General features: G+C 64.9%; 10 protein-coding genes. 7 read left to right on the top strand and 3 right to left on the bottom strand.

The annotated features are described in order from the left end of the window. Window positions 1-137: 137 nt before the first annotated feature. Entirely contained in the window at window positions 138-1598 is a 1461-nt protein-coding gene (locus ACNJX9_RS29860) for a cell wall hydrolase (RefSeq protein WP_439405534.1), read from the top strand. A 167-nt stretch (window positions 1599-1765) separates the two neighbouring features. Here ACNJX9_RS29860 and nadC read toward each other — a convergent pair whose 3' ends face one another. From nadC to nadA, 3 genes are all read right to left on the bottom strand, one after another. Beyond that, on the bottom strand, window positions 1766-2644 hold the full coding sequence (nadC, locus tag ACNJX9_RS29855; protein WP_439405532.1) for a carboxylating nicotinate-nucleotide diphosphorylase: 879 nt from the start codon (window positions 2642-2644) through the stop codon (window positions 1766-1768). 11 nt (window positions 2645-2655) lie between these two features. Beyond that, on the bottom strand, window positions 2656-4263 hold the full coding sequence (locus ACNJX9_RS29850) for an L-aspartate oxidase (RefSeq protein ID WP_439405531.1): 1608 nt from the start codon (window positions 4261-4263) through the stop codon (window positions 2656-2658). 93 nt (window positions 4264-4356) lie between these two features. Then, a complete protein-coding gene (gene nadA / locus ACNJX9_RS29845; RefSeq protein ID WP_439405530.1) occupies window positions 4357-5460 on the bottom strand; it encodes a quinolinate synthase NadA in 1104 nt (367 codons plus the stop codon). Window positions 5461-5800: 340 nt separating this feature from the next. On the opposite strand from nadA, the gene ACNJX9_RS29840 reads away from it, so the two are divergent. The 6 genes from ACNJX9_RS29840 to ACNJX9_RS29815 all read left to right on the top strand — a co-directional run bounded on the left by ACNJX9_RS29840 (window position 5801) and on the right by ACNJX9_RS29815 (window position 13271). Further along, window positions 5801-7051 carry an MFS transporter gene (locus tag ACNJX9_RS29840; RefSeq protein ID WP_439405529.1) on the top strand — a complete coding sequence of 417 codons (1251 nt, stop codon included), beginning with the start codon at window positions 5801-5803 and terminating at the stop codon, window positions 7049-7051. A 42-nt stretch (window positions 7052-7093) separates the two neighbouring features. Next, complete coding sequence (acuI, locus tag ACNJX9_RS29835; RefSeq protein WP_439405528.1) at window positions 7094-8080, top strand: acrylyl-CoA reductase (NADPH); 987 nt, start codon at window positions 7094-7096, stop codon at window positions 8078-8080. A gap of 113 nt (window positions 8081-8193) precedes the next feature. Further along, on the top strand, window positions 8194-8808 hold the full coding sequence (locus ACNJX9_RS29830) for a hypothetical protein (protein WP_057757199.1): 615 nt from the start codon (window positions 8194-8196) through the stop codon (window positions 8806-8808). Window positions 8809-8971: 163 nt separating this feature from the next. Continuing rightward, window positions 8972-9232 carry a DUF6894 family protein gene (locus ACNJX9_RS29825; RefSeq protein ID WP_057757201.1) on the top strand — a complete coding sequence of 87 codons (261 nt, stop codon included), beginning with the start codon at window positions 8972-8974 and terminating at the stop codon, window positions 9230-9232. A 285-nt stretch (window positions 9233-9517) separates the two neighbouring features. Further along, the gene (locus ACNJX9_RS29820; RefSeq protein ID WP_439405527.1) at window positions 9518-11260 is read left to right on the top strand and encodes a methyl-accepting chemotaxis protein; all 1743 of its coding nucleotides are present in this window, start codon (window positions 9518-9520) and stop codon (window positions 11258-11260) included. A 322-nt stretch (window positions 11261-11582) separates the two neighbouring features. Beyond that, on the top strand, window positions 11583-13271 hold the full coding sequence (locus ACNJX9_RS29815; RefSeq protein WP_439405526.1) for a methyl-accepting chemotaxis protein: 1689 nt from the start codon (window positions 11583-11585) through the stop codon (window positions 13269-13271). Window positions 13272-13294: the final 23 nt, after the last annotated feature.

Below are 13294 nucleotides of genomic sequence, written 5' to 3'. Positions count from 1 at the left end.
ACATCGCTTGCGTGTGTTTCGCGCGCAACGCGGATTAACGCCCCGGCAACCTAAATTAGATACTTACGACAAGGATCGAATTGCACGGATGTACTGAGTTCGATCAGGACGGGCGTAAGCGTAGCGTGAGCGTATCGATGTCAGTGTTGCGTAACCATCCGAAGGGTGCGCGGTTCGCATCCTTCGGACTCGGTCTCTGCATCTTCGCATTGATGCCGAGAGAGATCGGATATCAGGACATAGGCTCGCTGCTGGCGCGTCAGCCCGGCGTCGCCGAGCGCTGGCAGAAGCAGGTGTTCTCTGCGGCCTCGTCCATTCAGCTTGCCACTTACAGTTTCTCGCCCCCGATCGGCACGTCGGCGCCGCAGAGCGCGATGGTTCGTCTCGCCAGCCTCGACGGCCGCGATGTCACCGGTTCCATTTCGCGCAATCCGGTGCTGCAGGCGCCGGCGCGTTACCAGGCCTCCGACTTTCCCAAGGTCGATCGCGCGCTGAAAGGCGATCGTCTCGCCATCGTGACACCTGCGCCAGTACCTCAGCCGGCTGCTCCGGCCGTGACGCCCGCGCAGCAGGATCCCGCGACCTCGAACAGCTCCGTGTTCGGTGCCAAGACCGCCGAGCTGCGCGCCGTGCAGTCGCAGGCGATGTCGCCGGAGTCAGCGGCCGCGCTCGATCCCGAGCTTCAGGAGGCGATGCGTGCGCCGCCGTTGGCTCAATATACAAATCCGCCGAAGGCCGATGACAACGCGCTGTCGTTCGCGGCGCAGCCGCTCAACACGCTGAAGCAGGCGACATCAGCAGCCCCGCCGCGCGATCCCTTCAGCGTCAAGACCTCGAACCTGTTCTTCGGCAGCTCCTCGTTGGGCGGCAACCTCGAGAGCATCGAGAGCTGGCAGCCGGGCGCCGAGCCGCTGATCGTGATGCCCGACCCCGACATGAAGCTGGCCTCGCTGTCGCCGCCGAACGAGGACGCCGCCAGCATCACCGAGAGCGGCGAGAGCATCGCGCCGAAGGGTGAGGTCAACGCCGACAACCAGCGCGCCAAATCTCCGGCCGAGCGGCTGGCGCTCGACGAGAAATCACGCGCGAAGTCGGAGAAGTGCCTCGCCGAAGCCGTTTATTTCGAATCCCGCGGGGAGGCGGTGCGCGGCCAGATCGCGGTCGCGCAAGTGGTGATGAACCGCGTATTCTCGGGCAAATATCCCGATACGGTGTGCGGCGTGGTCTATCAGAACAAGTACCGCCACTTCGCCTGCCAGTTCACCTTTGCCTGCGACAACAATCCCGATGTGATCCGCGAGCCCGAGATGTGGGAGCGCGCCAAGAAGATTTCGAGGGCCATGCTCGACGGCCAGATCTGGCTGCCTGAAGTGGGCAAATCGACGCATTACCACGCCTATTGGGTGCGTCCGTCCTGGGTCGCAGAGATGAAGAAGATGTACAAGACCGGCGTGCACACTTTCTATCGGCCGCGCAATTGGGGCGATGGAGCTGAGGAGCCGAGCTGGGGCACGCCGGCGCAGACCGCCGCGCTCTCGGCCGAGCTCGCGCAGGCGGCCAAGAGCTCCGCCGAGATGGGTGTGACGGAGCGAAGGTAGTTATCGTCAGAAACGGTCGTCACGCCCGGGCGTGTCCCGCCTGCGCGGCTGTAGCCGCTTCGGCGCGGCGAAGGCCCGGGCATCCACGTTCTTCGTGCCGCGGGAAAGGCGTGGACGGCCGGGACAAGCCCGGCCATGACGTTGCGGAAGCTTTGGGTGCGCCGTCCTCACATCTCGATATCCAGCGCGCAGTCGAAATTCGGCGCCGAATGCGTCAGGGCGCCTGACGAGGCGTAATCGACACCGGTCGCCGCGATCGCCGCAATCGAGTCCAGCGTGACACCGCCCGAGGCTTCCAGCTCCAGCCGGCCTTCCGTCATTCGCACAGCCTCGCGCAGCGTCGCGATGTCCATGTTGTCGAGCAGCACCGCATCGGCCAGATCAGTGGCGAGCACGTCGCGCAGCTGTGCGAGCGTATCCACCTCGATCTCGATCTTGACGAGATGGCCGGCACGCGCACGAGCGCGTTCCAGCACCGGCCGGATGCCGCCGGCAACCGCGATGTGGTTGTCCTTGATCAGGATGGCATCGTCCAGGCCGTAACGGTGGTTGAAGCCGCCGCCGCAACGCACCGCGTATTTCTCCAGCGCCCGCAATCCGGGCGTGGTCTTTCGCGTGCAGCAGATGCGCATTTTCGTGCCCTCGGCGCGCGCGACGTAGTCGGCCGTGAGCGTCGCGACGCCGGACAGGCGGCCGACGAAGTTCAGTGCAGTCCGTTCCGCGGTGAGAACCGCGCGCGCCGGGCCGGAGATCGTCAACACCTGCTGCCCGCGCCCGACGCGCGCGGCGTCGCGGATATGCGCGCGGACCTCAATGTCGGTCGAGAGCTTTTGCAGCGTCGCCAGCGCCAGCGGCAGGCCGGCGATGACACCGGACTGGCGTGCAACCAGCACGGCCTGCGCCTTGGTCGCTTCCGGGATCGTCGCGAACGAAGTGATGTCGCCGGCGCGGCCGAGATCCTCGTCGAGTGCGCGATGCACGGCGTCATCGATGGCAAGCGGAGACAGGAAGGCGTCGGGATAGAGCAGGGAGGTTGGGGTGATCATGACAAACTCCGTCAGGCGATCATGGATTGCGCGATGCGCGGCGTTGATTGCGCACTCAGCCCGTCCGCGACCTCATGCGCTTGGGCGAGTGCCATCATCGTTCTCTGCGCCAGCGCGGGCGCCTCCTCGGGATGGTCGGAGCGGAAATGCGCGCCACGACTCTCGCGCCGGCTCCAGGCCGCGGACGCCACGAGCAGGGCCGCTGTCGCCATGTGGCGGACTGCGATGCTTGTTGCCGAGCGCTCGAGCCCGGCAAAACTGCGGACAGCTTCTGCCAGCCCGTCGCCTTCGCGGATCACGCCGACATGCGTGGTCATCATCGCGCGCAACCGCTTCACGGCGCTTGCATCCGGCGCGCCGCCGCGTGGCGTCACCAGTGCTTCGGGGAGGCGGGCAGGTGAGGGGATCGCCCGGCCGGCGATGTCGTCGGCGATGCGCGCGGCATAGACCACGGCCTCCAGCAGCGAATTCGACGCAAGCCGGTTGGCGCCATGCATGCCGGTGGACGAGACTTCGCCGCCGGCCCAGAGCCCGTCGATCGAGCTACGGCCGCGTGCATCGACCGCGACGCCGCCCATGTGATAGTGCACGGCCGGCGCGATCGGGATGATTTGCGTTGCCGGATCGATGCCGGCGGCGATGCAGCTTGCATGCACCGTCGGGAATTTGTCGGCGAAGCGGGGGCCCAGCGCTTGCCGCGCATCGAGGAAGGCGCCGCGCCCCGCCGCGATCTCGGCAAACACGCCGCGGGCCACGATGTCGCGCGGCGCGAGTTCGGCGAGGGGATGCTGCGCGAGCATGAAGCGATCGCCCTCGCTGTTGATCAAGGTCGCGCCTTCGCCGCGCAGAGCCTCGGTCGCGAGCGGTGCCGGGTCCCGGCCAACCATGATCGCCGTCGGGTGGAATTGCACGAATTCCGGATCTGCGATCACGGCGCCGGCGCGCGCCGCGATCGCAAGGCCCGATCCATTGGCCTCGGCCGGATTGGTGGTGACGGCATAGAGATGGCCGATGCCGCCGGTCGCGAGCACGACCGCGCGCGAGGACATCATCACGGGCCTTGCCGCAAAGTTGCCGGCCTCGCGCAATTGAAGGCCGGTGACGGCGCCATCCTCGGTGAGCAGCGCTTCGGCGACAAAACCTTCGATCAGGCGGATCGACGGCGTGCGGTGCACGGCTTCGCTCAGTGCCGCGATGATCGCTGCACCCGCGCCGTCGCCGCGCACGTGCACGATCCGCCGCGCCGAATGCGCGGCCTCGCGTCCCACCGCAAGCCGGCCTTCGAGATCGCGGTCGAACGGCACGCCATAGGCGAGCAGATCGTGGATCCGCAAGCCGGCCTCGCGCGCGATGCCGAGCGCGACCGTTTCATCGACGATGCCGCCGCCGACCGCGACTGTATCCGCAGCATGCGCTTCGGGAGTATCGCCGCCCGCGACGGCAGCTGCGATGCCGCCTTGCGCCCATGCGGACGATGCGCCTTGTCCAAGCGGCGCCGCCGAGATTAGCGTCACCGGCCGGGGCGCGAGTTTTAACGCGCAGAACAATCCGGCGAGGCCACCGCCGACGATGACGACGTCGTCGGTGGAGCGGGTGAGGTTGTGGATGTTGTGTGTCATAACTCTCTCCAAATTCTCAGTTGTCGTCCCGGCCTGGCGCGCAATTGCGCGCGGGGGCCGGGACGACCCCGTGTGTGTTGCGGCGACTCGTGCTCAATTCCTCAGATTGATCATCCGCTCGACCGAGCGCCTTGCGCGCACGACAAGCGCCGGATCGATCGTCACTTCCTCGCCAAGCGTCAGCAGGCTCTCCAGGATGTTGGACAGCGTGATACGCTTCATGTGCGGGCAGAGATTGCAGGGACGCAGCATCTCCACGTCAGGCAGCTCGGCGCGGAGATTGTCGGCCATCGAGCATTCCGTGATCATCACGAGGCGCTTCGGCCGTCGCTCGCGCACCCAATTGATCATGTGCGCGGTCGAGCCGGTGAAGTCGGCTTCTGCCAACACATCCGGCGGACATTCGGGATGCGCGATGATATGCACGGAGGGATCGGCGTCGCGGAAGGCGCGCAGTTCCTCGCCGGTGAAGCGCTCATGCACCTCGCATGCGCCCTTCCAGGCGATGATCTTCACATCCGTCTTCGAGGCGACGTAAGTTGCGAGATAGCGGTCGGGCAGGAAGATCACGCTCGGTGCGTTCAGGCTCTCGACCACCTGCACCGCGTTCGACGAGGTGCAGCAGATGTCGACCTCGGCCTTCACCTCCGCCGACGTGTTGACATAGGCAACGACAGGCACGCCGGGAAATTTTTCGCGGAGCAGGCGCACGTCGGCCCCGGTGATGCTGGCAGCCAGCGAGCAGCCGGCGCGTGCGTCAGGGATCAGCACTGTCTTGTCCGGATTGAGCAGCTTTGACGTCTCCGCCATGAAGTGCACGCCGCACTGGACGATGACGTCGGCCTTCACCTTGGTAGCCTCGACGGCGAGCTGCAGCGAATCGCCGCCGATGTCGGCGACGCCGTGAAAGATCTCCGGCGCTTGATAGTTGTGCGCGAGGATCACCGCGTTGCGTTCGCGCTTGAGCTGGTTGATCGCGTGGATCGTCGGCGCCATCAGCGGCCACTCGATCGGCGGAATCACATGCTTGACGCGCTGGTAGATTGGCGCGGTGGCGCGTTCGACCTCGCTGGTCCATTCCAGCGACGGCCGCGGCAGCGTAGGCTCGGATCGTGCCGGCGCTGATGGCGTGAAGGTCGCTTGGCCCTGTGGCCGGTTGGCGAAATCATCTGGGCCGTAAATTTCAGCAATCGGCATCGAGGCCTCCCATGCGTCTCAATTATGCTCAACATGAGTATATATGAGCTCTGAGAAATCCGGCCGAGGGGCCGGTGGGATTTCGTCAATCACATATACTCAATCTGAGTAAATCAAACATAACATGGTCTGCGGCGGACCGCTAGGCCCCGCCGCACACATTCCCGTCAAGTCGGTCCTGTGCGGCGCCGGAGGAGGTCTCGACGAAACGCAATGCTCCCGCAAAAGCCCTCCGTGGAACGCAACCATTTCTGACTTTCGATTTTCATGCATCTGCATTAAACGGCGGACATGCGGTCGCCGATTTAGCGGATCGCCAATGCCGAATGAGGGAACAACCATGTCGACACAAGCGGGCGAACTCGCTCCCTCTCGTTCCTCTCACTGGCGCACCCCGGCCGCCATCATCCTCTGCGGCTGTGCGATCGGCATGCTCGGCTTCGGCCCACGCTCGGCGCTGGGCTTCTTCGTGCAGCCGATGAGCCACGAATTCGCCTGGGGCCGCGACGTGTTCGGCCTTGCGATCGCCGTGCAGAATCTGTTGTGGGGATTGGGCCAGCCGTTCGCCGGCGCGGTCGCCGATCGCTTCGGCCTGTTCCGCGTGATGTGTGTGGGCGCGCTGCTCTATGCCGGTGGTCTCCTGCTGATGCGCTATTCGTCGACGCCGATGTCGCTCAACATCGGTGCGGGCGTGATGGTCGGCTTCGGCCTCGCCGGCTGCTCGTTCAATCTGGTGCTGTCGGCGTTCACGAAACTCTTGCCGGCTGAAAAGCGCGGCCTGGCGCTCGGCGCCGGCACCGCGGCGGGCTCGCTCGGCCAGTTCCTGTTCGCGCCTGTTGGCGTGGCGCTGATCGACAATTTCGGCTGGCAAGAGGCGCTCACCGTGTTCGGCTTCCTGATGCTGCTGATCATCCCGCTGTCGCTGGCGATCTCGACGCCGCCGGTCGCAACCACGGCCAGCTCGGCGCCTGCGGATGAGCAGACCATCACCCGCGCGCTCGCCGAAGCTTTCGGCCATCGCTCCTATGTGCTGCTGGTGCTCGGCTTCTTCACCTGCGGCTTCCAGCTTGCCTTCATCACCGTGCATCTGCCGGCGTTCCTGGTCGATCGCGGCGTTTCGACGCAAACCGGCGGCTGGGTGATTGCGGCGATCGGCCTGTTCAACATCATGGGCTCGCTCAGCGTCGGCTATCTGCAGAACTCGCTGCCCAAGCGCTACATCCTCTCGGCCATCTATTTCACCCGCGCGCTCGCGACGCTTGCCTTCATCTCGTTCCCGATCACGCCGTTCTCGGCGATCGCATTCGGTGCAATCTCCGGCCTCACCTGGCTGTCGACGGTGCCGCCGACCTCGGCGCTGGTGGCGCTGATGTTCGGCACGCGCTGGCTGGCCACGCTCTATGGCTTTGCCTTCGTCAGCCACCAGGTCGGCGGTTTCCTCGGCGTCTGGTTAGGCGGCATCGTGTTCGAGAAATTCGGGTCCTACACGCCGATCTGGTGGCTCTCGATCCTGTTCGGCGTGCTCTCGGCGCTGATCAATCTCCCGATCGTGGAGCAGCCGGTCGCACGAGCGGTTGCGCAGCCTGCCTGATCGGCTAAACATCCCGGTCAAACAAGTCAGGGAGTTCAAGCCGTGGCCACATTCAAGGCGATCCGGATCGACAAGGCGGACAAGGGCACCACCGCGCAGCTAACGCAGTTCGACGAAGCCGAGCTGATGGAGGGCGACGTCACCGTCCGCGTCGAATACTCGACGCTGAACTACAAGGACGGCCTCGCGCTGACAGGCAAGGCACCGGTGGTGCGCCGCTTCCCGATGATCGCCGGTATCGATTTCGCCGGCACGGTCGAGTCCTCTTCCCATCCGCAATGGAAAGCGGGCGACAAGGTCGTTTGCACCGGCTGGGGCATGGGCGAGACCCATCTCGGCGCCTATGCCGAGAAGGCACGCGTGAAAGGTGACTGGCTGGTTGCTCTGCCGCAGGGCCTGTCGGCGCGCGATGCCATGGCGATCGGCACCGCCGGCTTCACCGCGATGCTCTCGGTGCTGGCGCTGGAGAAGCACGGCCTGTCGCCGAAGAGCGGCCCTGTGGTCGTGACCGGCGCGGCAGGCGGCGTCGGCTCCGTCGCCATCGCCGTGCTGTCCCGGCTGGGCTACCACGTCATCGCCTCGACCGGCCGCGCCTCCGAGGCCGATTACCTGAAGAGCCTCGGCGCAGCCGAGGTGATCGACCGCAATGAATTGTCGGGCCCGGCAAAGCCCCTTGCCAAGGAGCGCTGGGCGGGCGGCGTCGATAGCGTCGGTTCGACCACGCTGGCGAACCTGTTGTCGATGACCAAGTATGGTGGTGCCATCGCCGCCTGCGGTCTTGCAGCCGGCATGGACCTGCCGGCTTCTGTTGCACCCTTCATTTTGCGCGGGGTGTGCCTTCTCGGCATCGATTCCGTGATGTGCCCGATTGAGCCGCGGAAAGCCGCCTGGCAGCGCCTCGCCTCCGACCTCGATCGGACAAAACTCTCTGAAATCACTACGGAAATTTCACTCGACGAAGTTCTGGAATGGGGCGCGAAAATCCTGGCCGGTCAGGTCCGCGGCCGCATCGTGGTAAAAATTGTCTAACGGCGTTCAGACTTTACCAACCAAGCTGCTTCAATGTCGCCATGGTTAGTATGGTAAGCAGCGGGTAAAGAGATAAAGGCATCGCCCGCTGCGGGGTCGGTTCGGAGTAGAGCATGCTTGCGCGTATTGTGTTGGGGGCTGTCACGGCAGTCGTGACGTTTGCGCCGGCCATCGCCTTGGCCGGGAGTATGAATGCCGACGAGGCGCGTCGCTTCGTCGCCGGCAAGGTCTTCGCCTTCACCTGTTTCGACGGCACCCGCGGTGCAGGCCGGATCCTCGACGACCTCGGCGCCGCCGGCGCGGTGCAGTTCTCGGGCTCGGGCCCGGTGCGCCATCTTCGCCTGCCGGGCAACACGCTCCAGATCCGCGGCCAGAACGTCTGCGCCTCGATCAAGGGCATTCCGTTCGAGCCTTGTTTCAACCTGGAAAAGACCGACGATCGCAGCTTCCGCGGCTCGGTCTCCGGCATGGGCTTCGCCTATTGCGACTTCCATCACCAGGGCGGCAACCAGATGCTGATGGCGCGCGCGGTTGCGCGTCCCCGCTCGCTGCGGGCGCCCGAGCAGACCGGTTCGATCAATGCTCCGAGCACCGAAGTCGCCGCGCGCGTCGAGACGCCGCGGATCGAGAGCAGCCGGATCGAACCTGTGAAGTCGGAAGCGAAGTCCGAGCCGAAGGCGGAATCGAAGAACGAAGGTCCGCTGGAGCTGCGCCGCTCGACCGAGTGATGTCGGGCGCAGCCTGCGCTCAATTTACCTGCCCTTGACGAAAGCATAACACGGCGAAGCCGTGGCGCCGTAATCATACGGCCCGCGGTCTTTATGCCTTGGTAGCGACTGTCGCCCCAGCCTGCGGAACGGCCGGGAGGCGGCCCTACGCAAGAGTTCATCAATGTCGCTGTATTTCTTTCGCATCAGCTCTGGCCGCTATTCCGGTGCGGCTGATCAGCCGTACGAGTTCGAGGATGATGCCGCGGCCTGGACCGAGATGACCGAAGTGTGCGCCAATCTGCTCGGCAGCATCGCCCGCAATCTGATGCCGAACGCGAAGTGGAGCATGGAGCTGCTCGACGAGAACAAGAAGCAGGTCTTTCGCGTCAGCCTGGTCAGCGAGGCCGTCTGCTGCAGCGATAAGAGTGCGGACAGGCGTTGACGAAAGCGGCACCTGCAAATCCGGAAAGCGCCAGCGCGCCCTCTGTGTGCATCTCTCTTCGGAAGGAGCCTTAGACGCCACAACTCCGACCAGCGTGTGATTAACGTGATAAGCACGCTTTACGCGCTTGTTTTGTCGGCCTTTTTGATCGAATTCCAGTACTTCCCCGGAGGTTGCTGTTAACCAAATCGGAACGACAGGCGCTCATATTTTAGGCAAAGGCGATCAACGCCAAGAGTGGCCGGCAAAGACTCGACCACACTTTTCCTGTCGGGAAACCTGCCCATGTTGAGCCTCGTTCGAAATTTGCGGATCGGGACCAAGCTGGCGATCGCATCGGCACTTGCCATCGTCCTGGTTGTTTCGATGATTGGAAGTCAGCTCCTGGGTAACGCGAGCGTACGCGACGCCAACGAGAGCGTGCTCACACAGCAGGAGATAGCGCGCGGCGCGGTCACGACCGAGGTCGCAGTTCGCGGGATGCAACTCGCGGCCCGAGACATTCGCCTGGCCAGTAGCGTGGCCGATCTGCAGAAGGCCACACAGGCCTTGGCCGACCAACAGAGGGCGATGAATTCGCACATCGAGGCGATGCTGGGATTGTCTCATTCCGCCGAGAACCGCGCCAGGATGGAGCAACTGAGATCCCTTGCGGCGGACTACGCCAAGGGAGCCCAGCAGATCGCGGGGATGCGCAGCGAAGCCCTTGCTGCAGTGTCGAGCGGCTCAGACGGAGCGGCCCGCGCCACCAAGCTCAACGAAGAGGCGGTTCGCTTCGCCCGCGACGTTACCCTGCCCATTGCCGGCAAGATCGATGCGCTAATCGAGCAGATCGCCGACTATGCAAGGCACAAGTCCGAGGCGGAGAGTGCCGCAGCCACCGCGCAAATGAAATCGAGCGAGCGGACTGGGATGGTCATCGGTGCAATCGCCATGATGATCCTGATCGGCTCCTGGCTGATGTCCTTCCTCTCCATCGCCCGGCCGATCCGCGCGCTCACGATCGCGATGGAGCGGCTCGCGGAGGGAGATTTCTCGGTGGTGCTGCCGGGCCTCGGCCGCAAGGACGAGGTCGGCGGCGTCGCAGCGGCTGTCGAGAAATTCAAGATCGTCTCGGCGCAGAAAGCCAGCGAAGCCGCCGAGGCCAAGATCAGGCAAGACCACGCCGCCGCTGCCCAGCGCAAAGCCGAGATGCGCAAGCTCGCGGACGGCTTCGAATCCGCGATCGGTGAGATCGTCGAGACCGTATCGTCGGCCGCGACCGAGCTTGAGGCTTCGGCCTCGACGCTGACCTCGACTGCCGAGCGCGGCCAAGGGCTCGCCACAATGGTCGCCGCCGCCTCCGAAGAGGCTTCCACCAACGTGCAATCGGTGGCTTCCGCGACCGAGGAGCTGTCGTCCTCGATCACCGAGATCAGCCGCCAGGTGCAGGAATCGGCGCGGGTGGCGAGCGAGGCGGTCAGCCAGGCCCGTACCACGACAGACCGCGTTGGTGAGTTGTCCCAGGCCGCAACGCGCATCGGCGACGTGGTCGAGCTGATCAATACCATCGCGGGCCAGACCAACCTCCTGGCGCTCAATGCGACGATCGAGGCCGCGCGTGCCGGCGAAGCCGGCCGCGGCTTTGCGGTGGTCGCGTCCGAGGTGAAGGCGCTGGCCGAGCAGACCGCGAAGGCGACCGGCGAGATCGGCCAGCAGATCGCCGGCATCCAGACCGCGACCGAGCATTCGGTCGGCGCCATCAAGGGCATCAGCGACACGATCGAGAAATTGTCGGAGATCTCCTCGACCATCGCGGCCGCCGTCGAGGAGCAGGGCGCCGCGACGCAGGAGATTTCCCGCAACGTGCAGAAGGCGGCTGAAGGCACCCATCAGGTATCGGCGAACATCACTCAGGTGCAGCGCGGCGCGAGCGAGACCGGATCGGCCTCCGCGCAGGTGCTGTCGGCGGCGCAGATGCTGTCGGGTGACAGCGATCGCCTCAAGCTCGAGGTCGGCAAGTTCTTAGGGACCGTTCGCGCGGCCTGAACAAGGTCGGCGCGGCCCTCTCGATCAACGACATAGCGGTCGCTGCGCTCGTTTGCATCCAGGGTTGCATCGGCCGCAGCGGATTAAGTAGCCCGACGGGATGTTCGCGTTGTTGCAACAAATGGTTGTAGAAGAAATAACGGCCACATTGTCACATCCGTAGTTCCACGTAGGCCTCTGTTAACGGCTGCTTGCAACTATGTGCGCAATCTTGCCGGGTAGGAACCAGCCAGCATTGATGGAATGACTCCGTCCTGCCGTCCGCCGTGACGGTTGTGGCGCAGATGACGTATGGGTTCAGGTCTCATCGGGATTTGTCATGATGTCGAAATTGTCAATCGTCTTCAAGCTTCTGGCCGTTCTGTCGGTCCTCGTGCTGTCGCTTGCCGGCGTCGGCGTCGTGGCGATCGGCACGATGCAGAACATCAACTCCCATACCGTCGAGATCGCAGAGAGCTGGCTGCCGAGCGTCCGTGCGCTGGGTTCGATGCGCGCCGACATCAACGAGTTGCGCGTCGCGCTGCGTCTGCACCTGATGCAGGATAGCGCAGAAGGCAAGGAAGCGGCTGAGAAGCGTCTCGCCTCGCTTCGTGAGCGTATCGAGAAGACCCGGAAGACCTATGAGCCGCTGATCACGTCGGCCGAAGAGCGCGCCATTTACGGGCAATGGACCACGGCGTGGGGCGAGTATCTGAACGGCGTGCAGGACGTGATGGCGCTGTCGCGCAAGAGCCCAGGCAAATTCCCGACAGAGGCCAACGAGATGTTGCAGACCAAGGTCGCGAAGATGGCCCAGGCGGCAGATCCGCTGCTCCAGAAAGGCATTGAGCTGAACAATCACGGCGCCGAGCTGGAAACGAAGCAGGCGGCCGACAGCTACGCCACCATCTTCCGCTTGCTGGTCGGCATCATCATCGCCTCGGTGGCGATCGCGATCGGTGCGGCCTATTATCTCGTGCGCGACGTGTCGCGCGGCATTGCCTCGATCATCAAGCCGATGCAGTCGCTCGGTGAGGGCGACCTCTCGGCCGAGGTGCCGCACCGCGGCGAGAAGACCGAGATCGGATCGATGGCGGATGCGCTGCAGATCTTCAAGGAGGCGCTGATCGCCAAGCGCGCGGCGGACGAGGCCGCGAGGGTCGACGCCGAGGCCAAGATCGAGCGTGGCCGCCGCGTCGACGCCATCACCCGCAAGTTCGAAGCCATGATCGGCGAGGTCGTTGGGACCGTGTCGTCGGCGTCGACCGAGCTCGAAGCCTCCGCTTCGACGCTGACCAACACCGCCCAGCGCGGCCAGGAGCTGGCGACCGTCGTCGCCGCGGCCTCCGAAGAAGCATCCACCAACGTGCAGGCTGTGGCATCGGCTTCCGAGGAGCTGTCGTCCTCCATCACCGAGATCAGCCGCCGCGTGCAGGACTCAGCGCGGATGGCGGCGGAGGCCGTCGAGCAGGCGTCGCGGACCAACGAGCGCGTCAACGAGCTGTCGCAGGCGGCCGCCCGCATCGGCGACGTGGTCGAGCTGATCAACACCATCGCGGGCCAGACCAATCTGCTGGCGCTGAACGCCACCATCGAGGCGGCGCGCGCCGGCGAAGCCGGCCGCGGTTTTGCCGTCGTCGCCTCCGAGGTGAAGGCGCTGGCCGAGCAAACCGCGAAGGCGACCGGCGAGATCGGGGCGCAGGTCGCAGGTATCCAGGCCGCAACGCAGGAATCCGTCAGCGCCATCCAGGAAATTGGCGGCACCATCGAGCGGCTGTCGGAAGTGTCGGCGGCGATTGCCGCCGCGATCGAGGAGCAGGGCGCGGCGACGCAGGAGATCTCGCGCAACGTCCAGCAGGCCTCGGTTGGCACCCAGGAGGTCTCCTCGAACATCACAGATGTGCAGCGCGGGGCGATCGAGACCGGCTCGGCCTCAGCCGAAGTTCTGTCGGCGGCGAAGTCGCTGGCGACAGACAGCACACGTCTCAGGGTCGAGGTCGCGCAGTTCCTGGAGTCGGTCCGCGCGGCCTAAATAGCAGGTCGAGGTTGCCTTCA

The sequence above is a fragment of the Bradyrhizobium sp. BLXBL-03 genome (assembly GCF_051853015.1).
Taxonomy (GTDB): Bacteria; Pseudomonadota; Alphaproteobacteria; order Rhizobiales; family Xanthobacteraceae; genus Bradyrhizobium; species Bradyrhizobium manausense.
The sequence above is the reverse complement of the archived record's forward strand: the minus strand, read 5'-3'. Positions and strand labels throughout refer to the sequence as shown.